Origin of the sequence: Pseudonocardia autotrophica, from assembly GCF_003945385.1 — a bacterium.
Classification (GTDB): Bacteria; Actinomycetota; Actinomycetes; order Mycobacteriales; family Pseudonocardiaceae; genus Pseudonocardia; species Pseudonocardia autotrophica.
In genome coordinates, this window is record NZ_AP018920.1 from 3,820,091 (window position 1) to 3,844,088 (window position 23,998).

A 23,998-nucleotide genomic window follows, 5' to 3' on the forward strand; every position below is an offset into this window, starting at 1 on the left:
CGGATGCGCACGCTGACGGTGTCCGGCACACCCCGCCGGACACCGTCCCGTCATCACCCACGAGGTGTGCCCGTGTCCGAGACCCCTGTCCAGCTGCTCTCCCCCGACGGTGAGCTCACCGACCATCCCGATCACCCGCTCGACGTCGACGCCCCGCTCGTGCGTGATCTGCTGCGCCGCATGGTGCTGGCCCGCCGGCTCGACGAGGAGGCCCTGCACCTGCAACGCCAGGGCGAGCTCGGCCTGTGGCTGCAGTGCCGCGGCCAGGAGGCCGCCCAGGTCGGCGCGGTGACCGCGCTCGACGACCGCGACCGGATCTTCCCCAGCTACCGCGAGCACGCCGCGGCGCTGTGCCGCGGAATTCCGCCCGCGGGCCTGCTCTCCCAGTGGCGCGGCTGCTCGGCCGCCGGCTGGGATCCCGATGAGCACCGGTTCGGGGTGTACACCCTGGTGCTCGCCGCCCAGCTGCTGCACGCCGTCGGGTACGCGATGGGCGTGCAGCGCGACGGCGCCGACGAGATCGTCATGGCCTGTCTCGGTGACGGCGCGGCGAGCGAGGGCGACGCCTCGGAGGCGCTGAACTGGGCGGCGACGACGTCCGCTCCGGTGCTGTTCCTGTGCCAGAACAACCAGTTCGCGATCTCCACCCCGGCCCGGCTGCAGCAACGCGCGCCACTGCACCAGCGGGCCAGGGGCTTCGGGGTCGACGCGCACCTGGTCGACGGCAACGACGTGCTCGCCGTACACGCCGTCACCGCCACGGCCGCCGCGGCCGTCCGGTCCGGGTCCGGGCCGGTACTGGTCGAGGCCCTCACCTACCGGATGGGCGGGCACAGCTCGTCCGACGACCCGTCGCGCTACCGGGACGACGCCGAGCTCGCCGGCTGGACCGCCCGCGACCCGATCACCCGGGTCGAGCGGCTGCTCGGGCGCCGCGGCTGGACCGACACCGCGTTCTCCGACGAGTTGCGCCGCGAGTCCGACGAGCTCGCCGCGCAGGTCCGCGCCGACTGCCTGGCACTGGCCGCACCCGGGATCGACTCGGTGTTCGCGCACGTGCTGGCCGGTGGCTCGGCCACTGTCGACGCCGAGCGTTCGGCGCACGCCGCCTACGCGGCGTCCTTCCTGGACTGACTCCCCCTGTTCCGGGCCACCGCGGCCCGACGACGACGAGGACAACCCTGTGACCAGGCAATCCACAATGGTCCGCGCGTTGAACGACGCGCTGCGCAGCACCCTGGAGGACGATCCGGCGGTACTCGTGATGGGCGAGGACGTCGGCAGGCTCGGCGGTGTCTTCCGGGTCACCGACGGACTGCAGAAGGACTTCGGCGAGGCACGCGTGCTCGACACCCCGCTGGCCGAGTCCGGCATCGTGGGCACCGCGATCGGGCTGGCGATGCGCGGCTACCGCCCCGTCTGCGAGATCCAGTTCGACGGCTTCGCCTACCCGGCGTTCAACCAGATCGTCTCCCAGCTCGCCAAGCTGCACGCGCGCACCGCGGGCGCGGTCCGGCTGCCGGTGGTGATCCGGATCCCGGCCGGCGGCGGCATCGGCGCCGTCGAGCACCACAGCGAGTCGAACGAGGCGTATTTCGCGCACACCGCCGGCCTGCGGGTGGTCTACTGCTCGACCCCGCAGGACGCGCACTGGATGCTGCGCCAGGCCGTCACCGGTGACGATCCGGTGCTGTTCTACGAGCCGAAACGCCGCTACTGGGCGACCGGCGACGTCGCCACCGATCCGGCCGATCCGTCGGTTCTCCCGCTGGACCGGGCCCGGGTGGTCCGGCCGGGGCGCGATCTCACCCTGCTGACCTACGGCGGGATGGTCGCGGTCTGTCTGGCGGCCGCCGAGGCCGCCGCCGAGGACGGGCACGACCTGGAGGTCGTCGACCTGCGGACGCTGTCCCCGCTGGATCTGGGCACCGTGCTGGCCTCGGTGCGCCGCACCCGGCGCGCCGTCGTCGCGCACGAGGCCCCGACCTTCCTCGGGCTCGGTGCCGAGATCGCCGCGGCGGTGACCGAACACTGCTTCTTCGATCTCGAGGCCCCGGTGCTGCGGGTCGGCGCGTTCCACGCGCCCTATCCGCCGGCCCGCCTGGAGGACGAGTACCTGCCCGATCTCGATCGCGTGCTCGACGCCGTCGACCGAACCCTGGATCCCGCATGAGCACCTCCACCACACACACCGGTACCGAGTTCCGGCTGCCCGACGTCGGCGAGGGCCTGACCGAGGCCGAGATCGTCACCTGGCGGGTCGGCCCCGGCGACATCGTCGGGGTCAACGATCCACTGGCCGACATCGAGACCGCGAAGTCGCTGGTCGAGCTGAGCAGCCCGCACGCCGGGACGGTCGCCGAGCTGTGCGCCGCGGAGGGCGAGACGATCGCGGTCGGCGCGGTGCTGCTGCGCTTCGCCGGGGCGGACGGGCCCGGCTCGCCCGAGCCCGCCCTCGCCCCCGCCACTCCTGATGCCACCGCCGATGCCTCTGCCCCCGCCACTGCCACTGCCACTGCCACTGCCCTCGACGACCCTGCCGAGCCGGCCGAGCAGCCCGCGGTGCTGGTCGGGCCCGGTCCGCGGGCCGAGCCGAGCCGCAGGCGGCGGCGCATCCGGGACGCGGCGGCCGCCGGTGCGTCGGGCGACGCGCCGGCGGCGAGGGCTCCGGCCCTCGCACGGGGCGCCACCACGGTGCCGGATCCCGAGCCCGCCGCACCGGTGCCCGCGGGGCCGGAAACCGTGGGGCCGGCGTCTGCGGGGCGGACGTCTGTGGAACCGGCGGCCGCGGGGCCGGCGTCCATGGGGCCGGGGCCGCAGCCGGCCCGGAACGGCACCGCGCCCCCACCGGCTGCACCCGCCGTGCGCAGGCTCGCCCGCGAGCTCGGCATCCCGCTGGCCTCGGTGGCCGCCACCGGACCGGGCGGGCGAGTGCTGCGCGAGGACGTACTGGGCCACTTCACGGCCGGGCTCGCCCTCGGCCCCGCCACGCCGGACGGCGAGCTCCGCACCCCGATCCGCGGCGTACGCAAGGCCACAGCGGACGCCGTCACCCGCAGCGCCTTCACCGCCCCGCACGTCACCGAGTTCCTCGACGTCGACGTGACCGGGACGGTCGAGCTGGTGGCGCGGCTGCGCGACGATCCGCGGCTCGCCGGCAGCCGGGTCACCCCGCTGCTGGTGGTGGCGCGGGCGGTGCTCGCCGCCGTCCGCGCCCACCCGGAGATCAACGCCCGCTGGTCGGCGGAGACCGCCGAGATCGTGCAGCACGCCGCGGTGAATCTCGGGATCGCCGCAGCCACCGACCGCGGGCTGATCGTGCCGAACATCGCCGCCGCCGACCGGCTGGACCTGCCCGGCCTGGCCCGCGCACTGGACGCGCTGGTGGCGACCGCACGCTCGGGCCGCACCCCGGTCGCCGACCTGACCGGTGGCACCCTCACCGTCACCAACATCGGGGTGTTCGGGGTGGACGCCGCGACCCCGATCCTGAACCCCGGCGAGGCCGCGATCCTGTGCCTCGGGGCGTTCCGCAGGCGGCCGTGGGTCGTCGGCGACGACGTCGTCCCGCGCTGGACGACCCGGTTGTCGCTGTCGTTCGACCACCGGCTCGTCGACGGAGAGCTCGCCAGCCGGGTGCTCGCCCGGATCGGCGCGGTGCTGACCGACCCCACCTGGGAACTGGCGCTGACCTGAGCGCCGCCCGGATCCGTCTCGCCCCACGAAGAAGGAGCCATGACCGTACTGATCGACCGCAGGACCCCGGGCGCGCCGACCGCGCTCACCACCTTCGCCGAGCAGGAGTTCGAGCAGCTGCTCGTCAGCCGGGACCCGGCCGGCGGGCCACGCGGCTTCATCGCGGTGCACGACACCTCGCTCGGGCCCGCCCTGGGCGGGGTCCGGGTGCGTCGCTACCCCGACGACGAGACCGCCGCCGCCGACGCGCTGCGCCTGGCAAGGGCGATGACCTACAAGGCGGCGCTGGCCGGGCTGCCGCTCGGCGGCGGCAAGTCGGTGATCAACGCCGATCCGCGGACCGAGAAGACCGCGGCGCTGCTCGCCGCGCACGGCCGGGCGATCGGGCTGCTCGGCGGCCGCTACATCCCGGCCGCCGACATGGGCACCGGCCCCGAGGACCTGCGGGTGATCGCCCAGCACACCCCGGTCGTAGCCAGCGCCGAGCGGGATCCGTCGCCGTCCACCGCGGCCGGCGTCGTCACCGCGATGCGGGCGGTCGCCGCCCGGCGCGGGCACCACTCGCTGGCCGGGCTGTCGGTCGCCGTGCAGGGCGTCGGGAACGTCGGCCGGCACATCGTCGAGCTGCTGCGCGCCGAGGGCGCCCGCACGCTGGTCGACGATCTCGACCCGGCCCGGGTACGGGACGCGGTGACCCGCCTCGGTGCGCTCCCGGCCGACGGCACCGACGTGCTGCTCGCCGACGTCGATCTGGTCTGCCCGGCCGCGGCGGGCCTGGTCCTCGACGCCGAGCGGGTCGACCGGCTCCGTGCCTGGGCGGTCGTCCCGGCCGCGAACAACGCGCTGGCCGGGGACGAGCAGGCGCTGCGGCTGCGCGAGCGCGGGATCGACTACGTGCCCGACTTCGTCGCCAACGCCGGCGGGCTGATCTCCTGCGAGGCCGAGATCCGGGGCGTCGCCGAGTTCGGCGACCGGCTGGCGGTGATCGGCCGCACCACCGCGGAGATCCTGGCCGCGGCGGACGCCGACGGCGTCGACTCCCTGACCGCCGCCACCGCACTCGCCGACCGCCGGCTCGCCGCGGCGAGAGACCGCACGGCCCGCGCATGATCACCGATCGGGAACCGGGGCGTTCGCTGAGCGACCGTCGCGGTTCCCGATCGGTGATCAGCCGAGCGGCGGCGGGGTGTGTGCGGTGACCTCCGGGGGCTCGTGCGGGTACGGCGCGACCGCCACGGCACAGAGCTGACCGGTGCAGCCCTGGGCCAGCCGGGAAGTGCCGTGGTCACGGGTCAGCGCGTTCGGGTTGCCGTGCACGCAGAGCGCGTCGTCGCCGGCGTCCGGGCGCTCCGGGTCCGGACGCGGGTCCCACCAGGCTCCGGTCGGCAACTGCAGCACGCCGGGCCGGATGTCCTCGGTCACCCGGGCCGAGGCCAGGCAGGCACCGCGGTCGTTGTGCAGCCGGACCACGTCGCCGTCGGAGATCCCCAGGCCGGCGGCGTCGTCCGGGTGGATCCGGACGACCTCCCGCCCGGACCGCTTCGATCCGCTGGAGTGCGCGCCGAAGTCCAGCTGCGAGTGCAGCCGGGTCGCGGGCTGGTTGGACACCAGCCAGAACGGGTGCCGCTCGTCGGGTGCCTCGGTGGGCTCCAGCCAGGCCGGATGCCCGGGGTGGTCGGAGTAGCGGTAGCCGGCGATCGGCGCCGAGCCGACCTGGATCCGGCCGGACGGGGTCGGCAGCGGATGCGCCGCGGGATCCGCGCGGAACCGGCCGAGGACCCCGCCGTCGTCCGGGCGCTGCGGCAGCTCCAGCTCGCCGCGTTCCCAGAACTCGTCGAAGTCGGGTGCGTCGAGCCCGCGGTCGGCGAGTGCCTTGCGGGTGCGGTCGTACATGTGCACCAGCCACTCGTGCGACGTCCGGCCCTCGGTGAACCGATCACCGTGGCCCAGCCGGTGCGCGAGCGCCGCGAGTACGTCGTAGTCGTCGCGGGCCTCGCCGCGCGGCGGGACGAGCTGTTTCATCGCGACCAGCAGCGGATCCGAGCTGGTGGCACCCATGTCATCGCGTTCGAGGGTGGTCGTGGAGGGCAGCACGACGTCGGCGTGCCGCGCGGTGGCGGTCCACATCGGGTCGTGCACCACGAAGGTGTCCAGCTCGGCGACGGCCCGGCGCAGCCTGCGCAGGTCCTGATGGTGGTGGAACGGGTTGCCGCCGGCCCACCAGGCCATCCGCACGTGCGGGTAGGTGTGCTCGGCACCGTTGTAGTCGTAGGTCTCCCCCGGGTGCAGCAGCATGTCGGCGACCCGGGCCACCGGGATGAACGACGACACCGGGTTCGGCACCCGGGAGAAGGTCGGCACCGGCACGGCGTTGCGCAGCCTGCCGTAGTGGCCGAGCGAGCCGAGGCCGTAGTTGAAGCCGCCGCCGGGCAGCCCGATCTGGCCGAGCACCGCGGCCAGCGCGGTCGCGCCCCACACCGGCTGCTCGCCGTGCTCCGCGCGCTGCAGCGACTGCGCGACGGTGACCAGCGTCCGCCCGTAGGCGATCCGCCAGGCCAGCTCCCGGATCGCGGACGCGTCGATGCCGGTGATCTCGGCGGCCCAGTCGGCGTCCTTGACCGGCGCCGCGAACAGGTACTCGCGCAGCTGCTCCCAGCCGTCGCAGTGGGTGTCGAGGAAGTCGCCGTCGTGCCGGTTCTCGGCGGTGACGGTGTGCATCAACGCCAGCATCAACGCCACGTCGGTGCCCGGGCGGATCGGCAGCCAGGTCGCGTCGACCTCCTCCGGGAGGTCCGGGCGCAGCGGGCTGACCAGCACGAACACCGCGCCACGATCGCGGGCGGCGCGCATCGCCCCACGCTCGACGTGCCGGCTCACCCCACCGGCGGCGATCGCCGAGTTCTTCAGAGCCATCCCGCCGAAGGCCAGCACGGTGTCGGTGTGCGCGGCCACCGCGTCCCAGGTGACCGCGTTGCGGCTGACCGAGTCGAACGCACCGAGGACCTGCGGCAGGATCACCTCCGCAGCGCCGCCGGAGTAGGTGTTGACCGAGCGGGTGTAACCGCCGGTGACGGCGAGGAAGCGGTGCAGCTGCCCCTGGGCGTGGTGGAACCGCCCGGCCGACGCCCAGCCGTAGGACCCGCCGTAGACGGCGGCGTCGCCGTGGGTCGTGCGGACCCGGTGGGTCTCCTCGGCGAGCCGGTCCAGCACCGCGTCCCAGGACACCGTCAGGTAGTCGTCCCGGCCGCGTGCGGGATCACGGCCGGGGCCGCGTTCCCACCAGCCGCGCCGGACGGCCGGGGCCCCCACCCGGGCCGGGTGCGCGACCGCGGCCGGGATGTTGTCCAGCACCGGCGACGGATCCGGGTCGCCCGGGTGCGGGCGCACCCGCAGCCGATCGCCGTCGTAGCGGGCGCGGAACACGCCCCAGTGGGCACTGTGGGTCTTCTCGATCTCGGTCACCGGGCTCCACGCTATGCGGCGTGCGCCCGCATGCGGAAGGGATCGCGGGGGAAGCTGTGTTCATGACGAACACACTGACCGCCGCCGACCTGCTCACCGACCACTTCGGCCGGGTGGACGAGCTCGTGCACGAGATCGTCGACGGGCTCACCGAGGACGATCTCGCCCGCCGCCCGGACGGCGCCGACGGAGCGGCCAACCCGATCGGCTGGCTGGTGTGGCACCTGCTGCGGGTGCAGGACGATCACCTGGCCGAGGCGTTCGGCACCGGGCAGGTCTGGATCGACGAGGGCTGGGTCGAGCGGTTCGGGCTCGCACTCGATCCGCACGAGACCGGCTACCAGCACACCAGGGAGCAGGTCGACGCCGTCCGCACCAGCGCCGAGCTGCTCTCCGGGTACGGCGCTGCGGTGCACGCCAGGACCGTGTCGCACATGGTCTCGATCACCGAGGCCGATCTCGCCCGGGTGCTGCCGCCCACCTACGGCGAGGGGGTCACCCTGGGCGCGCGGCTGGTCAGCGTGCTCGGTGACGATCTGCAGCACGCCGGTCAGGCCGCCTACCTGCGCGGGCTGTTCGGACGCTGATCGGTCCCCGGCCGATTGCGCGCCGCACCGGCCCGCCGGCGTCACCGGCGTCCGGGGCCGCGGTGCCGCCGCCTACGCTGATCGGAATGGCCGCACCCGTACACGTCCCCGACCTGACCGGGCTCGCCCTGCTCGTCGCGATCGCCCGCACCGGCAACCTCGGCACCGCCGCACACGAACTCGGATTGTCCGTGCAGGCCGCGACGGCCCGCGTCCGGTCGGTGGAACAGCTGGTCGGCACCCCGGTGCTGGAGCGCGGCCGGCGCGGGCGCCGGTCGAGCAGGCTCACCCCGCGCGGGGTGCTGCTCGTCGAGTGGGCGGGCCCGGTGCTCGACGCGGCCCACGACCTGGACGCCGCGGTCGCCACCCTGCGCCCGCCGGACGACGGCACGGACGCGGTCGTCCTCGCCGCCGGCCCGACCGCAGCCGAGTCGCTGCTCCCCGGCTGGCTGGTGGAGCTGCGCGACGGACCGGGCGGGCGGATCACCCTGCTCGACACCGCGGACCCGGCGGCCGCGGTCCGCGACGGGGACGCCGTCGTCGGGATCGTCGAGACCGGCGGCCCGCTGGACGGGCTGCACGCGACCACGGTCGCGAGCGACACCCTGGTCCTGGTCGTGCCACCCGGGCATCCGCTGGCCGGCGGGCCCGGGATCGACGGCGCCGGGCTGGCCGGGACCCCGCTGGTCAGCCGGCGGCCCGAGGCCGGCTCCCGGCCGGTGCTCGACGCGGCGCTGCGCGACGCGGCCGGCGACTCCCCGGTCGCCGCACCGATCCGGGAACTGGCGGCCGACGCCGCGGTGCGGGCCGCCGTCCGCGGTGGGGACGGCCCGGCGGTGCTGCCCCGGATGGTCGTCGCCGCGGACATCGCGACCGGGCTCCTACTCGAGGTGCCGGTGCACGGGGTCGAGCTGACCCGGGAGTTCCGCGCCGTCTGGCAGCAGGGCACCTCACCGCAGGGAACCGCGCGGGACCTCCTCCGCATCGCCACCGGTGGCCGGATCCGCTGATCCGCGGCGATCGGCCCGGCGGCTCGCCGCCCAGCCGATCGCGGCGGCGCCGACGCAGGCCAGGGCGCCCAGCGCCAGCCCGCCGCGACCACCGAACTGTTCGCTCACCCAGCCCGCGATCGGGCCGCCGATCGGGGTCGACCCGAGGAACGCGACCGACCACAGCGCCATCACCCGGCCCCGCATGTGTGAGTCCGATGCGAGCTGCAGGGTGCTGTTCCCGCCGGCCATGAACGCGACGCTGCTCATCCCGACCAGGCCCATCGCCACCAGCGCGACCCACAGCGTCGGCGCCACCGCCACCAGCGCCATCGACAGCCCGAACAGCAGCGACGTCCGGACCAGCGCGGGCAGCCCGGTCCGCCCGCGCCCGGCGACGATCAGGCCGCCGACCACCGCACCGGCCCCCATCGCACCGGTCAGGTAGCCGTAGGTGCCCGCGTCACCGCCGAACGTCTCGGAGGCGACGACCGGCAGCACCACCGGGAACTCGTAGGCCAGGCAGCCGACGAGCGCCATCATCACCAGCGGGACGCTCAGCTCCGGGCTGCGCCGGACGTAGGCCAGCCCGGCGCGCAGCTGGCCGGGCGCCCGCGGCGTGGGTTCGCTCGGGGTGAGTGCGGAGACGTCGAGCCGCAGCAGCGAGGCCACCACGGCGACGAAGCTGGCCGCGTTCACCGCGAAGCAGACGCCGGTCCCGCCGGCCACGATGACCAGCCCGGCGACCGCCGGGCCGATCGCCCGGGCGGCGTTCACCAGTACCGAGTTCAGGGTGACGGCGTTGCGCAGGTCGTCCGGCCCGACCAGCTCGTGCACGAACACCTGCCGGGCCGGGTTCTCGAACGCCTTGTTCAGGCCGAGTACCGCGGCGAGCAGGTAGACGTGCCAGAGCACGACGGTGCCGGTGAGCGTCAGGACGGCCAGCGCGAGCGCCTGCAGGCCCATCAGCGTCTGCAGGCCGATCATCAGCCGCCTGCGGTCCAGCCGGTCCACCCAGACCCCGGCGTAGGGACCGACCAGCAGGGTGGGCAGGGTCTGCACGGCGACGACCGTGCCGAGCACGGCCGCCGACCCGGTCAGCTCGTAGACCAGCCAGGACTGGGCGATCGACTGCATCCAGGTGCCGATCATGGAGATCGACTGGCCGCCGAACCACAGCCGGTAGTTGCGCCCGGACAGCGACGAGAAGGTCCGTGCCGAGTACGACCGCAGCGCCGTCCGGGCGCTCACCGGGAAGCTCGGAGCGAGCCCGCCAGGGCCTCGAGTGCCGGAAGCGCCGCGCGCAGCCCCTCGGCGTGGCCGTCCGGGAGCCCGTCGACGTGCTCGGCGAGCAACCGGGCGCGTTCCTCCCGCTGACGGGTGTGCTCGGCGATCCCGGCCTCGGTGGCGGCGACCCGCACGGCCCGCCCGTCGGCCGGGTCGGTGTCGCGGACCAGCAGCCCGGCGGCCTCCATCTTGCCGGCCAGCCGGGACAGCATCGTGGGGTTGAGCCCCTCCAGCCCGGCGAGCTCGCCCATTCCGATCGGGCCCCGGACCACCACCGTGCCGAGTACCGACACCTGGGTGCGGGTCAGGTCGGAACCGCGGGAGTGCCGGTCCAGTCCCCGGGTGATCCGGGCGAGGACCACCCGCAGCCGGACGAGCTCGTCGGGATCGAGGCCGCTCATCGCGCTCCAGTTCGTTGCCGCCGATGTTATTGCCTATCGGCAAGCATATACCGTTGCGGGAACGCCCACCGGACCGCCCCGCGCCGGGATCGGTTCGTGCCGGGATCAGGCCGGGCCGGGATCAGCTCGCGCTGGGATCAGTGGGTGGCCGGGATCAGTCGGTGCCGGGATCGGGCCGGGCCGGGCCGCCGTCGGCCCCGGCCCGCAGCCGGGCCGCGAGCCGCTGCAGGTCGTCGCGCAGCGCAACGATCTCCTCGCTCGACATCCCGGTGGTCCGGACCACCTGGTCCTGCACGACGGCCGCCCGTTCCCGCAGCGCCGCCCCTTCCGTGGTGAGCGAGATCTGGACCGTCCGCTCGTCGTCGGGGCGGCGGGCCCGGGTGATCAGGCCGCGGCTCTCCAGCCGGGTCAGCAACGGCGAGAGCGTGCCGCTGTCGAGATACATCCGCTCCCCCAGCTCCCGCTGCGGGATGCTCTCCTCCGCCCAGAGCACGAGCAGCACCGCGTACTGGCTGTAGGTGAGCCCGATCTCGTCGAGCACCGGCCGATAGCACCCGGTCATCGCCCGCGAGGCCGAGTGCAGCGCGAAGCAGAGCTGCTCGTCGAGCGCCCGCGGCGCAACGAGTCCGGGCTGTTCCATCACTACAGGGTATGCCGTCGCCGGGCCGCGTCCAGCCACCCGTCACCGGCGCCCGGCGACCCGCCACGGACTCCCGCGGACCCGCCTACCATCGGAGCCCGGACGGCGATCGACACAGGACGGGCGGGGCGATGGACGAGCGCGATCGGACACACCTGCGGCGGTGCGTCGAGCTGGCCGAGCAGGCGCTCCTCGCCGGTGACGAGCCGTTCGGCTCGGTACTGGTCGACGGCTCCGGGACGGCCGTCGCCGAGGACCGCAACCGGGTGTCCGGCGGCGACCCGACGCAGCATCCGGAGTTCGCGCTGGCCCGGCGCTCGACCGAGCTGCTCACCCCCGCCCAGCGGGCCGCGGCGACCGTCTACACCTCCGGCGAGCACTGCCCGATGTGCGCCGCCGCGCACGCCTGGGCCGGGCTCGGGCGGATCGTCTACGCCAGCTCGACCGCGCAGCTGAGCACCTGGCGTCAGGAGCTCGGCGCGGCGCCCGGCCCGGTCCGGCCGCTGCCGGTGTCGGACGTGGCACCCGGGATCCGGGTGGAGGGGCCCGATCCGGATCTCGCGCCGCAGGTACGGCTGCTGCACGAGCGGTTCCGCCGAGGATCCGCATGAGAAAGGTCCGGAGCGCGACCATCCCCGATCGGCCGCGCCCCGGACCGTGAGATCAGCGGAGCCGGAAGGCTCCCCAGCACCCGGCTCCGCCGTGGATCGTGACGCCACGGAAGTACCCCGCTGCCGCCGGCGGAAATCGCGGTGCCCTCGAGTTCACCCGGTTCGAGCAGCGACGACGTCGCGATGAGACGATCGGGTGACGTTCGGCCCACTCACACCCTTCCCACCCGCATCGGAGGCCCGGCCGATGGCCTGGTTGCGCACCGTCGCCCGCCTGTTGCTCGGCGCGTTCCTGGTGACCGCCGGGATCGCGCACCTGGTCGTGCCCGGTGAGTTCCTGGCCCAGGTTCCGCCGTTCCTGCCCGCGCCCGGCGCGATCGTGCTGGTGTCCGGGCTGGTGGAGATCGCGCTGGGCGCGGCGCTGCTCGTCGCACCGGCCCGGCGGCGGCCGGTCGCCGGGCTCGCCGCGGCCGCACTGTTCGTGATCGTGTTCCCCGGCAACGTGTCGCAGTACCTGACCGGCACCGCGGCGTTCGGGCTCGACACCGACGCCGCCCGCGCGACCCGGCTGTTGTTCCAGCCGCTGTTCGTGCTGTGGGCGCTGTGGTCCTGCGGTTCGTGGGCGCTGCTGCGGCCCACCCGGAACGGGAGCACCGGCCGGCACCGGTCCCGGAACTGATCGCGCCCCGCCCCGGCGGCCGGCGGGGACGGGGCAGCAACACAGGGGTGGGCCACAGGGCTCGGCCACAGGGGCCGGGTCCCAGGGGCGGGGTCCCAGGGGTGGCGAACCGCCCGGGACCAGCCACGACGACGGCCGGACGCGAGCGGGCCTCGGTCGTCAGGCGGCCGGGCCGATCGGGAAGCGCAGCACGGCGCCGAGCCCGTCGACGAGCGTCACGTCGTCACCGGGCGCCGCGAGCACGATCCCGGCGTCGGCCCCGGCGACCGCCCGCACCAGCACGCCGACCGCGGGCGCCGACGTCGTCGGCCCGTCGTCGAGCAGCTCGTCCGGCTTCTGTGCGACGGCCGTCGGATCCGCGCCGACCAGGAGCTCGGTACCGGGAACCGACGACGGATCGATCACCAGTGTCTCGACGGCGTGCGCCCTGGCCGCGGCGACGACGTCGCCCAGACCGGTCACGGCGAGCCCGCCGTCGCGGCCGGACGCCGTCGCGTAGCCGGCGACCGCCGCGGACCGGCGCCGCTCACGGACCTCGTCGGCGGCCGCCCGCACGGTGTCGTCGACCTGCTCGGGCACGGTGCCGCCGGTATTCTCGATCTCGGCCATGATCTCGGCCGATGCGGATGCGAGCTCGTCGCGCAGCCGGGCCCTGGCCGGCGCGTCACCGGCCACCACGAGCAGGTCGGCGTTTCCGCCCCGGACCAGCTTGTCGACCCGCTCGGCGACGGCCTGGGCGTTGCGCTTCCAGGTCTCCTCGACCCGGGCGTCCGCGCCGCCCTCGCCGGGGCCCGCCGTGTTGGCCTTGTGCACGGGGCCGGACGAGTCCGAACCGACGGTCTCCACGGTGCCGTCCACTGCGCGGATCTCGCCGCCGGTGTTGTCGATCGCGACGACCACCGTCGGGACCTGCTCGCCGACCGCGGCGAGGACCGGTAGCAGCTCGGGCACCGGGCCCCAGGTCGCGGTGCCGCGTTCCGGCGGCACCTCGGTGTGCCGGTCGAGCAGCACACCGTCCGGGGCGGCGACGAGCACCCGGCCCGCCGTGCCGCTCGGGGCGGGAGCATCCACCACCGCGTCGTCGAGCACGGAGAGGGTCCGCTCGTCCGCACCGTCGTCGGCCAGCCGCTCACGCAGGTCGCGCCACCGCAGCCGGTACCGCTCGGTGGCGTCGGCGGTGTCGTGGGTGGCGTCCAGGACGACCGTCGCGAAGGGGCCGTCGTCGTCGTTCAGGTGTCGGATCCAGTCGGTTCGCATCCCCATCTGCCTTCCCGTCACGCGACCGGGCAAACCACCGCCCGCACAACGGGCACCGGGGCGTGTTTCGTGCACGGAGGGGCGTTTCCGGGCAGACTCGGTGATCACCTGTGGCGCCGCGACCGGCGTCGCTCGGATCCGACCGGGAGTCAGATGTCCACCCAGAACCGCCACGTGGCCCCCGACAGCGCGTCGGCCGCGCCCGTGCTGGCGCTGCGCGTGCTCGCGGTGGCCTCGGTCGCCGTGATCACCTGGCAGTTCGTGACCGCGGCCGGACTGTTCACCGGCGGAGCGGTCGGACCGCACGCGGCCGGCTCGATCGTGCTGCACATCGTCACCGGCCTGACCGCGGGCGCGGCGATCTGGCTGCGCACCCGCAACGGCGGCCCGTGGTGGCCCTCGGTGGTGGCGACGGTCGTCTTCGTCCTCACCTTCGTCCAGGGCTACTTCGGGACCATCCCCGGCCTGATCGTGCACCTCCCGGGCGCGATGGCACTGACCGCGGGCTCGGTGTGGCTGGCCGCCTGGTCGTTCCTGCGGCTGCGCTGACCCCCGGCCGCTGCTCGGCCGGCGGCGGCGACATCGCGCAGCAGCGTGTTGCGACGGTCGCGGGTGATCTCGCAATCCTCGATGCTCGCGTTCGCGAGCCAGCGACCGGCCGTTCACCCGTGCACCACGGTTCGGGACGATGGTGACGACGTCGCGCTCGGCCAGGATCCACAGCGCCTCGCGGAGCGGGTGCGGCTGACCGGCAGTCTCGCCCGATCCGGTGGCCGCCGGGCACGATCACGCTGTCGCCCATAGGCTCGGACGACCCGGCGGGCACCCGCCGTGCCCGGACCCCGTCCGGGGCGACCGACCGGCCGACAGGAGGCGTGGCGATGGCCGTCGAGACGGGAACCACCAGGCAGCGGGAGCATGTCGTGCACGTGGCACCGGGCGCGGGCTGGCCCGAGGAGATCCGCCGGCGGGTGCACGCGCACGTGGCGGACATCGTCCGGCGGCGCTGCGCCGAGCACGTGCACTCGGTGCCGGGCTCGGAGTTCGTCTCCGGCGTGCTCGCCGACTTCGTCGGGCGCGGGAAGTACCTGCGGTCGATGTTCGGCTACCTCGGCTGGCGGGCTGCGGCGCCCGACTCCCCCGGCGCGCTGGGCGCGTTCGCCGGTCTCGAACTGCTGCACGCCTTCGCCCTCATCCAGGACGACGTGATGGACGGTTCGCAGCTGCGCCGCGGCCGCCCCACCGTGCACGTCCAGCTCGCCGGCTGGCATCGCGAGCAGGGCATGTCCGGCAGCGCGGACCGGTTCGGCGAGTCGGCGGCCGTGCTGCTCGGTGATCTCTGCCTGGTGTGGGCCGAGCAGGCGATGCGGGAGAGCGGCCTGCCGGCCGAGGTCCTCGACCGCGGCTGGCCACGCTACGACGCGATGCGCTCCGAGCTCGCGGTCGGGCAGTTCGCGGACCTGGTGAACGACGCCCGCCGGGTCCCCGACCTGGACGAGGTGATGGACGTGTTGCGCCGCAAATCCGGCAACTACACCGTCCGGCGCCCGCTGGAGCTCGGTGCCGCGATGGCCGGGGCCGACGAGGAGCTGCTGACCCTGCTCGGGGACTACGGAACCATGATCGGCGAGGCGTTCCAGATGCGCGACGACGTGCTCGGCGTCTTCGGCACCGGCGCCACCGGCAAGTCCGCGGGCGACGACCTGACCGAGCGCAAGGCCACCAGCCTGGTGGTGCTCGCCCGGGAGCTGGCCGAACCGCACACCCGGGCCCGGCTGGACGCGCTGCTGCTCGGCTCCGACAACGGCGGGTCCGGCGGGTCCGGTGCTGAGAACGGCGACGGCGGTGCCGACAGCGCCCGGGAGGGCGGTACCGACAGCGCCCGGGAGGGCGGTGGCCCGGTCGACGTCGCGGCCGCCCGTGCGCTGATCGAGTCCACCGGTGCCCGCCGCCGGATCGACGAGCTGATCGGCACCCGGGTCCAGGGTGCGCTGCGGCTGGTCGACGGTGCGGTCGCCGACGGCAGGCTCGGCGACGACGTCGCCGGGGTGCTGCGCGCGATGGCGGTGCGCTGCGCCGACCGGGCCTCCTGAGCACGGTGCCGTACCCGGCCGGCCCGCGTCCGTCCCGCCGCTCCCCCGGCGCGCCGCCGCCGGCGTCCGGTTCTACGCTCCGGCGCATGGCCGAGCACACCGATCACTCCAGCACCGGAACCGCCCGCACCGGGACCGTCGGCCGGGCCGGCCTGCCACGCCACGAGGTCCCCACCCATTTCGACGACGGCGCGGGCGACTACGACCGGCTGGTCGGCATGAACCCCGGCTACCACGAGCATCTGCGCGCCTCGGCGGCCCGGATGCGGCTCCCCCGCGACGGCGCAGGCCTGCGGCTGCTCGACGCCGGCTGCGGCACCGGAGCCTCCACCGCGGCGCTGCTGGCGGCCGCACCGCGCGCCGAGATCGTCGCCGTCGACGCCTCTGCCGGGATGCTCACCCGGGCCCGCTCGAAGCCGTGGCCGGCGTCGGTGCGGTTCGTGCACTCCACCGCGGAGGCGCTCGCCGACGCCGGGGTGCACGGTCCCTTCGACGGGATCCTCGCCGCCTACCTGCTGCGCAACCTCGACGACCCGGACGCCCAGCTGCGCCGCTTCCACGACCTGCTCCGGCCCGGCGGGGTGCTCGCCCTGCACGAGTACTCGGTCGCCGACTCGCCGCGGGCCAGAGCGGTCTGGCACGCGGTCTGCTGGGGTGTGATCGTCCCGCTCGGCCGGCTGACCACCGGCGAAACCGCGCTCTACCGGCACCTGTGGCGCAGCGTGAACACCTTCGACGGCATCGGGCGGCTGCGCGACCGGCTGCGCACCGCGGGCTTCGACGCCGTCCACTCCGAGACGATGACCGGCTGGCAGAACGGCGTCGTGCACACCGTGCTGGGAACCCGCCGATGAGCGTCGCGCCCGTCGACCCCCGCCGGGTCGTGCATCCGCCTGCGGACGGGCACGGCGACGCCGGAGTGCTCGGGCGGCGCCCGCGGGTCGCCGTGGTCGGCGGCGGGATCGCCGGACTGGCCGCCGCGACCGGGCTCGCCGAGCGCGGCGTCGTCGTCGAGGTCCTGGAGCGCGAGCCGTACCTCGGCGGCCGGGTCGGCGCCTGGTCGGACCGGCTGCCCGACGGCACGGCGGTGTCGATGGGCCGCGGCTTCCACGCGTTCTTCCGGCAGTACTACAACCTGCGAGCATTGCTCCGGCGCGCCGATCCGGGCCTGCGCAGGCTGGTCGCGCTCGACGACTACCCGCTGATCGACGCCGAGGGCCGGCGCGACACCTTCCGCGGGCTGCCCCGCACTCCCCCGTGGAACGCCGTGCTGTTCGCGCTGCGCAGCCCCACGTTCCGCCCGCGCGACCTGGCCGGGCTCGATCCACGCGCCGCCGCGCCGCTGGCCGCGGTATCGGTGCCAGGGATCTACGAGGCGCTCGACCACGTCGACGCGCAGAGCTTCCTCGAGTCGATCAACTTCCCGCCGGCGGCCCGGCACCTGGCGTTCGAGGTCTTCTCCCGCAGCTTCTTCGCACCGCCGTCGACGATGTCGGCCGCCGAGCTCGCGACGATGTTCCACATCTACTTCCTCGGCTCGTCCGAGGGGCTGATGTTCGACGTGCCCGACGACGGCTTCGACACCGCTCTCTGGGAACCGTTGCGGCACTACTTGATCGCCCGCGGCGTCAGCTTCCGGACCGGCACGCTCGCCTCCTCGGTGCAGCGCGATGTCGGGAGTGGACGGTTCCACGTGAATCATTCGTCCGGCGGTACCGAGGTGGACGCGGTGGTTCTGGCGACCGACGTGCCCGGATTGCGGGAGATCGTCGCCGCCTCCGATCTCGGCTCCGTCGACCCGTTGCCTGCCGGGCCGGACGCACTGCCCGCCTGGCGCGACGACATCGCCGCCCTGGGCAGCGCACCGCCGTTCCTGGTGTACCGGCTCTGGCTGGACCGCCCGGTCCGCGCGGACCGGCCGCCGTTCCTGGGAACCGGCGGGCTGGACCCGCTGGACAACATCTCGGTGCTCGACCGCTACGAGCACGACGCCGCGAGCTGGGCGGCGCGCACCGGTGGATCGGTGGTCGAGCTGCACGCCTACTCCGCGACCGTCCCCACCGGGTTCGACGAGGCCTCCTGGACGGCCGATCTGCGCAGCCGCTGCCTGGCCCGGCTGCACGCGATCTACCCGGAGACCGCAGGCGCCCGCGCCGTCGGGGAGCTGGTGCAGTGGCGCCGGGACTGCCCGATGTTCGGGCTCGGCGACTTCGCACGACGACCGGGCGTCGTCACCCCCGTCGACGGCCTGGTGCTGGCCGGTGACGGCATCCGGGTCGATCTGCCGGTCGCCCTGATGGAACGTGCGGCGAGCACCGGCTGGCTGGCGGCGAACCGGCTGCTCGCCGGCTGGGGACTCGCCGGTCACCCGCTGGAGACCGTCCCGACCCGTGGCCGGTTCGGCCCGCTGCGCCGCGCCGCCGAGTACGCGATGCGCTCCCGCTGATCCCCCTGCGAAGGAACCCGTCATGAGCCTGATGTCCCGGATCTCGCGCCGCTGGCCCGCGGGCTGGCCGCTGCAGCCGCTGCCGCCGTCGGACTGGGCACGCCAGCAGCCCACCTACGCCGGGGCCGATCCCAAGCTGATCTCCGCCGCGCTGGAGCGGGCCCAGGCCCGGCCGTCCGGCAACTGGTTCGTGCTCGCCTCGTCCCGGGAGGTCCGGGCGGACCGGCCGTTCGGCAGCCGGATCGGCGGGACCGAGCTCGTCGCCTGGCGGGACACCGCCGGGACGGTGCGGGTCGGCCCGGGTGCCTGCCCGCACCTGGGCGCCCCGATGGCGCTGGCCGCCGTCGACTGCGGGGAGCTGGTGTGCCGGTGGCACGGGCTGCGCCTGGGCCCCCGCTCCGGCCCGGGCTGGGTCCCCTTCCCCGCACACGACGACGGCGTGCTGGTCTGGGTCCGGCTCGACGAGATCGGCGGCGAGGAGCCGACCGACGCCCCGGTGGTCCCGGCCCGCCCGGCCGGGCGCACGCTGGACGCGGTGACCACGCTGACCGGGATCTGCGAGCCCGAGGACATCGTCGCCAACCGGCTCGACCCGTGGCACGGGGCGTGGTTCCACCCGTACTCGTTCCAGCGGCTCGACGTCGTCTCCGCGCCTGCGGTCACCGACGTGACCGAGGCCGACGACCGGTTCCTGGTGACCGTCACCTTCAAGGTCGGACCGCGGATCGGGGTGCCGGTACAGGCCGAGTTCGTCTGCCCGGAGCCGCGCACCGTCGTGATGCGGATCGTGGACGGCGAGGGCCTGGGCAGCGTCGTCGAGACGCACGCGACACCGCGTGGCCCCGGCCGCGACGGACGGCCGCGGACCTCGGTGGTCGAGGCCGTCGTCGCCGGATCGGACCGGCCGGGATTCGCGGTCGCGTCCCGGCTCGCCCCGGCGATCCGGCCGGCGATGGCCGCCGCCGCCACGAAGCTGTGGCGCGACGACCTGGACTACGCCGAGCGGCGCTACGAGATGCGCACCCGCACATCCTGAGCGCGCGTCAGGCCTGCCGCCGGAGCTCCCGGGGCGGGCTGCCGAACCAGCGCCGCGACGAGCGGGTGAGCGCCGACTGCTCGGCCAGCCCGACCATCCCAGCCACCTGGCTGAACGGCAGGTCGGTGCGGGTGATCAGGCGTTCGGCCAGATCCCGGCGCGCCTCGTCGACGATCCGCTCGAAGGTCGTGTCCTCGGCCGCGAGATGCCGTTGCAGGGTGCGCGGGTGCACCCGCAGCAGCCGCGCGACCGAGCCGACCCGGACCGGCCCGCTGCCCAGCGACCGGTCGACGGCGGTCCGGACCCGATCGGCGACCGTCCGGCCCGGCCGGTCGAAATGCGTCTCCAGGTAGTCGATCGCGATCGCCCGCACGGTCTCGTCGCCACCGGCGAGCGGCCGCCGGACCAGGTCGGCGGGGACCCGCAGCACCGCGGCCGGCCGGTCGAAGCGGACCTCGGCGTCGAAGAAGGCCCGGTAGCGCTCGGGTGCGGTCAGCCGCGGGTGCGGCAGGTGCACCGACCGCAGGCCGTAGGCCCCGCCCGCCAGCAGCCGCACGATCCGGTGCAGCACACCGACGCCCAGATCGGCGACCTGTGGCGGCATCGGATCGGTGCTGCCGTACTCCAGCCCGGTCACCCCCGGCGCGTCCTCCGGGTCGGGTACCGAGCCGACCGTCAGCACCGGGCTGTGCACGTACAGGTAGCGCGACGCGCACTCCAGCGCGGCGCCGAGGGTCGCCGAGTTCTGCACGGCGACGGCGAGCGGGCCGAGGATCTCCGGACCCTGTCGTTCGGCGAGCCGGAGCCCCAGGTCCGGGCAGGACAGCTCGCCGGCGGCGGTCTCCAGGACGCGTGCCACCGAGCGGGTCGGGACCAGCGCGTCCGGATCGGCACCGTCCACCGCGGCGACCGGGATCCGGAACCGGGCGAACATCGCGGGCCCGTCGCCCCCCAGCTCGCCGATCAGTTCGGGCAGGCCGCGCAGCGCCCTCGCCCGGGTGAGTGATCCCGTCCCCATGGCGCCTGAGGTTAAGTTGTTGTCGCGTGAGGTCAAGTTACCCGCGGTAGGTTTCAGGCAGGATCGACGACGAACAGCAGTCGGCAGCGGCCGGCGAGGGCCAGTCAGCGCAGACGACCACGACAGGGAGGCCATCCCGTGACTTCCGGGACACAGCCCAGCAACCCCGACCGGACCGAGCACCGGGACGTGATCATCGTCGGTGCCGGCCTGTCCGGTATCGGAGCCGCCTGCCGCCTGCAGCAGGAGCTCCCCGGCAAGGACTACGCGATCCTCGAGGGCCGGGAGAACCTCGGCGGCACGTGGGACCTGTTCCGCTACCCGGGCATCCGGTCGGACTCGGACATGTTCACCCTGGCCTACCCGTTCCGGCCGTGGCGCGAGCCCAAGTCCATCGCCGACGGCGCCGACATCCGCCGCTACATCGGCGAGACCGCCGACCAGTTCGGCGTCCGCGACCGGATCCGGTTCGGGACCAAGGTCGTCGGCGCGTCGTGGGACTCCTCGACCGCCCGCTGGACGGTCGACACCGAGACCGCGGACGGGCCCCGCCGCTACACCTGCGGATTCCTGTTCATGTGCTCGGGCTACTACGACTACGACCAGGGCTACCAGCCCGAGTTCCCCGGCCGCGAGGACTTCGCGGGCACCTGGGTGCACCCGCAGTTCTGGCCGGAGGACCTCGACTGCACCGGCAAGCGGGTCGTGGTGATCGGGTCCGGCGCAACCGCGGTCACGCTGATCCCCTCGCTCTCCGCGCAGGCCGAGCACGTCACGATGCTGCAGCGCTCGCCGTCGTACCTGACCGTGCTGCCCAGCCACGACCCGGTCGCCGACCGGCTCCGGCGGTTCCTGCCCGCGAAGCTCGCGCACACGATCCTGCGCTACCAGTACGTCGCGCTCACCCAGAGCTTCTACCAGCTCGCGCGGCGCCGCCCGGAGCGGGTGAAGAAGGTGCTGCGTGGCCTGGCCATGCGGTTCCTGAAGGACGAGGCGTACGTCGACCAGCACTTCACACCGTCCTACGAGCCGTGGGACCAGCGCCTCTGTGTGGTCCCGGAGGGCGACTTCTTCCGGTCGATCCGCTCCGGCGACGCCTCGGTCGTCACCGACCACATCGACCGGATCACCGAGACCGGCATCCGGTTGCGCTCGGGCGAGGAGCTTCCGGCCGACGTCATCGTCTCGGCCACCGGGCTGTCGCTGAAGCCACTGGGCGGCATGACGATCCGGGTGGACGGCGAGCAGGTCGACATCGGCAAGACCGTCACCTACCGCGGCCTGATGCTCTCCGGCGTGCCGAACCTGGCGTTCTGCATCGGCTACGTCAACGCGTCCTGGACGCTGCGGGCCGATCTGGTCGCCCGCTACGTCCCCCGGCTGCTGGCGCACATGGACCGCCGCCGGATCGCGGTCGCGACGCCGGCGCCGACCGTGTCGCCGGACCGGCCGCTGCTCGATCTCGCCTCCGGCTACGTCAAGCGCTCCGAGCACCTGTTCCCGCGCCAGGGCCGCAAGGACCCGTGGCGGCTGCGGCAGAACTTCTTCCTCGACGCGATCGGGCTCGGCCGGGCCGATCTGGAGAAGGACATGCTGCTGACCCCGGTGTCAGCGGTCGGGCAGCGCTCGGCGGCGGTCACCACGCCGTCCGAGGCCGGGATCGCCGCCGACACCCCGACCGTGAAGGAGCTCGCGTCATGAGCCGCACCCCGTTCCGCTTCGCCGAGGGCACCGCCGTGGTCACCGGCGCGGCCGGCGGCATGGGAGCGCACGTCGCCCGGCTGCTCGCCGAGCGCGGCAGCGACCTGGTACTCGTCGACCGCGACGGCGCGAAGCTCGACGCGGTCGCCGGTGGCATCCGCGCCGCTCACCCCGGACTGTCGGTGACCACCGAGACCGTCGACCTGGCCGATCGCGACGCGGTCGACGCGCTCGCCGGCCGGATCCGCGCCGGGCATCCCGAGATCCGGCTGCTGGTCAACAACGCGGGCGTCGCGCTGGGCGGCGACTTCGCCCGGCTCACGATCGACGAGTTCGATTGGGTGATGGACGTCAACTTCCGGGCCCCGGTCCGGCTCACGCACGCCCTGCTGCCCGCGCTCACCGCACGTCCCGGCGGGCACGTCGTCAACGTCTCCAGCCTGTTCGGGCTGATCGCGCCGCCCGGCCAGTCGGCGTACTGCTCGTCGAAGTTCGCGCTGCGCGGGTTCTCCGAGGTGCTGCGCGGCGAGCTCGCCCAGGCCGGCACCACGGTCACCACCGTGCACCCCGGCGGCATCGCGACCGGGATCGCCGAGTCGGCGCGGGTCGGCGTCAACATTCCGGCCGACGAGGCGGCGAAGGGCAAGCGGGACTTCCAGAAGCTGCTGACGTTCCCGGCCGACCGGGCCGCCGAGCAGATCGTCGAGGCCATCGAGAAGCGCCGCCCGCGGCTGCTGATCGGGATCAGCGCGAAGGTCCCCGACGCGCTGGCCCGGCTCGCCCCGGTCAACGGCCTGCGGCTGCTGTCCCGGCTGCTCGGCTCGGCCGGGCGCACGCAGCGGACGGCGGGTGCCCGATGACCCGCTACGTCGACGCCGGCGGCGTCCGGATCCGGATCCGCGAGTCCGGTGACCCGGCGGGCGAGCCCGTCCTGCTGCTGCACGGCATCGGCCGCAGCCTGGAGGACTGGGACCAGCAGCACGAGCTGCTCTCCGGGTACCGGGTGATCGCCGCGGACCTCGCCGGGTTCGGCTACTCCGACCGCGTGCACGGCCCGGCGACGCTGGCGAAGCTCGCCGACACCGCACTGGCCACCCTGGACGCGCTCGGCGAGACCCGGCCGGCACACGTCATGGGCAACTCGCTCGGTGGCGCGGTCGCGCTGCTGCTCTCCACCAGGGCACCGGACCGGGTCGCCACCCTGGTGCTCGCCGACCCGGCCGGGTTCGGCACCGAGGTGACACCCGCACTGCGGGTGCTCGGCGTGCCGCTGCTGGGCCGGTTCCTGCTCGGGCGGATGGACGCCCGCGCCGCCCGGCAGACCGAGCGGTCGCTGTTCGTGGACCGGTCGCTGGTCACCGAGGAGCGGGTCACGCGGGCCCTGGAGATCGCCGCCCGGCCCGAGTTCGCGCAGACCTTCCTGGAGATGATCACCGAGCTCGGCACCGTGCGCGGGGTGCGGGCCGGGTGGCGCAGCGCGCTGCTCTCCGCCGCGGCGAAGGCACCGAAACCGACCCTGGTCGTCTGGGGTGAGCGCGACCTGATCCTGCCGGTGTCCCAGCTCCGGGCCGCCGCCCGCGAACTGCCCCAGGTGACGACGCACGTGTTCGGCCGGGTCGGGCACATGCCGCAGATCGAGGTGCCGGAGCGCTTCGCGACGCTGGCGCTGGCGCACATCGGTCAGACCGCGCGCCGCACCAGCATCTCCAGCGACACCCGCGCCGGCAGCGCGTAACCGAGGACGGCGGCGGCCGGGCCCTCGATGGTGAGCCAGGTCCGGCTGCCGCCGCCGGACGGCCGCACGCCGTGATCGAGCGACAACCGGACCGGGCCGAGCCCGACGTCCCACGCCCAGGTGCCGAGCCGCTCGTCCAGCTCGGTGACCGTGAACCGCGCGGCCGGCACACCGAGCGGGCCGCGCACCACGCCGGTCGATCCGGTGCGGATCCGGTCGTCCGGGCAGTCCACCCCGGTGATCCAGGGCGCCCAGTCCGGCCAGCGGGACGGAACCGCGTAGCGCTCCCACACCTCGTCGGCGGGCTGCGGGCCGCGGGCGTGCAGGGTCAGGCGCATCCGCCGATCCTGCGCCCCTGCG

General features: G+C 74.6%; 23 protein-coding genes. 16 read left to right on the forward strand and 7 right to left on the reverse strand.

The window, feature by feature from the left end; translation table 11 throughout:
• Window positions 1-72: 72 nt before the first annotated feature.
• The 4 genes from Pdca_RS17805 (at window position 73) to Pdca_RS17820 (ending at window position 4,806) form a co-directional block, all read left to right on the forward strand.
• The gene (locus Pdca_RS17805; RefSeq protein WP_232021028.1) at window positions 73-1,134 is read left to right on the forward strand and encodes a thiamine pyrophosphate-dependent enzyme; all 1,062 of its coding nucleotides are present in this window, start codon (window positions 73-75) and stop codon (window positions 1,132-1,134) included.
• Between the two features lie 67 nt (window positions 1,135-1,201).
• Window positions 1,202-2,173: an alpha-ketoacid dehydrogenase subunit beta gene (locus Pdca_RS17810; protein WP_085911142.1), complete on the forward strand. Its 972-nt coding sequence runs from the start codon at window positions 1,202-1,204 to the stop codon at window positions 2,171-2,173.
• Window positions 2,170-3,696, forward strand: coding sequence for a dihydrolipoamide acetyltransferase family protein (locus Pdca_RS17815; RefSeq protein ID WP_085911143.1), 1,527 nt, complete (start codon window positions 2,170-2,172; stop codon window positions 3,694-3,696). The genes Pdca_RS17810 and Pdca_RS17815 overlap by 4 nt, the downstream gene beginning before the upstream one ends.
• A gap of 39 nt (window positions 3,697-3,735) precedes the next feature.
• Entirely contained in the window at window positions 3,736-4,806 is a 1,071-nt protein-coding gene (locus Pdca_RS17820; protein WP_085911144.1) for a Glu/Leu/Phe/Val dehydrogenase dimerization domain-containing protein, read from the forward strand.
• Between the two features lie 57 nt (window positions 4,807-4,863).
• On the opposite strand, the gene Pdca_RS17825 is transcribed toward Pdca_RS17820, so the two are convergent.
• The gene (locus tag Pdca_RS17825; RefSeq protein WP_085911145.1) at window positions 4,864-7,158 is read right to left on the reverse strand and encodes a molybdopterin-dependent oxidoreductase; all 2,295 of its coding nucleotides are present in this window, start codon (window positions 7,156-7,158) and stop codon (window positions 4,864-4,866) included.
• A 62-nt stretch (window positions 7,159-7,220) separates the two neighbouring features.
• Between Pdca_RS17825 and Pdca_RS17830 the strand changes: the two genes are divergently transcribed.
• Window positions 7,221-7,745 carry a mycothiol transferase gene (locus tag Pdca_RS17830; protein ID WP_085911270.1) on the forward strand — a complete coding sequence of 175 codons (525 nt, stop codon included), beginning with the start codon at window positions 7,221-7,223 and terminating at the stop codon, window positions 7,743-7,745.
• 86 nt (window positions 7,746-7,831) lie between these two features.
• Window positions 7,832-8,755, forward strand: coding sequence for a LysR family transcriptional regulator (locus Pdca_RS17835; RefSeq protein ID WP_085911146.1), 924 nt, complete (start codon window positions 7,832-7,834; stop codon window positions 8,753-8,755).
• On the opposite strand, the gene Pdca_RS17840 is transcribed toward Pdca_RS17835, so the two are convergent.
• The 3 genes from Pdca_RS17840 to Pdca_RS17850 form a co-directional block, all read right to left on the reverse strand.
• The gene (locus tag Pdca_RS17840) at window positions 8,696-9,985 is read right to left on the reverse strand and encodes an MFS transporter (RefSeq protein WP_197719753.1); all 1,290 of its coding nucleotides are present in this window, start codon (window positions 9,983-9,985) and stop codon (window positions 8,696-8,698) included. The genes Pdca_RS17835 and Pdca_RS17840 overlap by 60 nt on opposite strands.
• Window positions 9,982-10,422: a MarR family winged helix-turn-helix transcriptional regulator gene (locus Pdca_RS17845; protein WP_085911147.1), complete on the reverse strand. Its 441-nt coding sequence runs from the start codon at window positions 10,420-10,422 to the stop codon at window positions 9,982-9,984. The genes Pdca_RS17840 and Pdca_RS17845 overlap by 4 nt, the downstream gene beginning before the upstream one ends.
• 154 nt (window positions 10,423-10,576) lie before the next feature.
• Entirely contained in the window at window positions 10,577-11,062 is a 486-nt protein-coding gene (locus Pdca_RS17850) for a MarR family winged helix-turn-helix transcriptional regulator (protein ID WP_085911148.1), read from the reverse strand.
• Window positions 11,063-11,193: 131 nt separating this feature from the next.
• Here Pdca_RS17850 and Pdca_RS17855 point away from each other — a divergent pair, with 131 nt between their 5' ends.
• Both Pdca_RS17855 and Pdca_RS17860 read left to right on the forward strand, forming a co-directional pair.
• A complete protein-coding gene (locus tag Pdca_RS17855) occupies window positions 11,194-11,673 on the forward strand; it encodes a nucleoside deaminase (RefSeq protein WP_085911149.1) in 480 nt (159 codons plus the stop codon).
• 196 nt (window positions 11,674-11,869) lie between these two features.
• Window positions 11,870-12,352, forward strand: coding sequence for a DoxX family protein (locus Pdca_RS17860; protein ID WP_232021031.1), 483 nt, complete (start codon window positions 11,870-11,872; stop codon window positions 12,350-12,352).
• Window positions 12,353-12,511: 159 nt separating this feature from the next.
• On the opposite strand, the gene Pdca_RS17865 is transcribed toward Pdca_RS17860, so the two are convergent.
• The gene (locus Pdca_RS17865) at window positions 12,512-13,615 is read right to left on the reverse strand and encodes a baeRF2 domain-containing protein (protein WP_085911150.1); all 1,104 of its coding nucleotides are present in this window, start codon (window positions 13,613-13,615) and stop codon (window positions 12,512-12,514) included.
• A gap of 147 nt (window positions 13,616-13,762) precedes the next feature.
• On the opposite strand from Pdca_RS17865, the gene Pdca_RS17870 reads away from it, so the two are divergent.
• The 5 genes from Pdca_RS17870 (at window position 13,763) to Pdca_RS17890 (ending at window position 19,184) form a co-directional block, all read left to right on the forward strand.
• A complete protein-coding gene (locus tag Pdca_RS17870) occupies window positions 13,763-14,158 on the forward strand; it encodes a hypothetical protein (protein ID WP_085911151.1) in 396 nt (131 codons plus the stop codon).
• Window positions 14,159-14,490: 332 nt separating this feature from the next.
• Window positions 14,491-15,702: a polyprenyl synthetase family protein gene (locus tag Pdca_RS17875; protein ID WP_085911152.1), complete on the forward strand. Its 1,212-nt coding sequence runs from the start codon at window positions 14,491-14,493 to the stop codon at window positions 15,700-15,702.
• An 86-nt stretch (window positions 15,703-15,788) separates the two neighbouring features.
• The gene (locus tag Pdca_RS17880; protein WP_085911153.1) at window positions 15,789-16,556 is read left to right on the forward strand and encodes a class I SAM-dependent methyltransferase; all 768 of its coding nucleotides are present in this window, start codon (window positions 15,789-15,791) and stop codon (window positions 16,554-16,556) included.
• Window positions 16,553-18,148 carry an FAD-dependent oxidoreductase gene (locus tag Pdca_RS17885; RefSeq protein ID WP_085911154.1) on the forward strand — a complete coding sequence of 532 codons (1,596 nt, stop codon included), beginning with the start codon at window positions 16,553-16,555 and terminating at the stop codon, window positions 18,146-18,148. Before Pdca_RS17880 ends, Pdca_RS17885 begins: the two co-directional genes overlap by 4 nt.
• Window positions 18,149-18,170: 22 nt before the next feature.
• Window positions 18,171-19,184, forward strand: a complete 1,014-nt coding sequence (locus tag Pdca_RS17890; protein WP_085911155.1) for a Rieske (2Fe-2S) protein — start codon at window positions 18,171-18,173, stop codon at window positions 19,182-19,184.
• Between the two features lie 7 nt (window positions 19,185-19,191).
• On the opposite strand, the gene Pdca_RS17895 is transcribed toward Pdca_RS17890, so the two are convergent.
• A complete protein-coding gene (locus Pdca_RS17895) occupies window positions 19,192-20,202 on the reverse strand; it encodes an AraC family transcriptional regulator (protein ID WP_085911156.1) in 1,011 nt (336 codons plus the stop codon).
• 138 nt (window positions 20,203-20,340) lie between these two features.
• Between Pdca_RS17895 and Pdca_RS17900 the strand changes: the two genes are divergently transcribed.
• Genes Pdca_RS17900 through Pdca_RS17910 form a run of 3 tightly spaced genes read left to right on the forward strand, consistent with a single transcriptional unit; the run spans window position 20,341 to window position 23,638 of the window.
• The gene (locus Pdca_RS17900; protein ID WP_085911157.1) at window positions 20,341-21,903 is read left to right on the forward strand and encodes a flavin-containing monooxygenase; all 1,563 of its coding nucleotides are present in this window, start codon (window positions 20,341-20,343) and stop codon (window positions 21,901-21,903) included.
• Window positions 21,900-22,763, forward strand: coding sequence for an SDR family NAD(P)-dependent oxidoreductase (locus Pdca_RS17905; RefSeq protein ID WP_085911158.1), 864 nt, complete (start codon window positions 21,900-21,902; stop codon window positions 22,761-22,763). The genes Pdca_RS17900 and Pdca_RS17905 overlap by 4 nt, the downstream gene beginning before the upstream one ends.
• A complete protein-coding gene (locus Pdca_RS17910) occupies window positions 22,760-23,638 on the forward strand; it encodes an alpha/beta fold hydrolase (protein ID WP_085911159.1) in 879 nt (292 codons plus the stop codon). The genes Pdca_RS17905 and Pdca_RS17910 overlap by 4 nt, the downstream gene beginning before the upstream one ends.
• Here the strand turns inward: Pdca_RS17910 and Pdca_RS17915 are convergent.
• Entirely contained in the window at window positions 23,584-23,976 is a 393-nt protein-coding gene (locus tag Pdca_RS17915; RefSeq protein ID WP_085911160.1) for an SRPBCC family protein, read from the reverse strand. The genes Pdca_RS17910 and Pdca_RS17915 overlap by 55 nt on opposite strands.
• Between the last annotated feature and the right edge of the window lie 22 nt (window positions 23,977-23,998).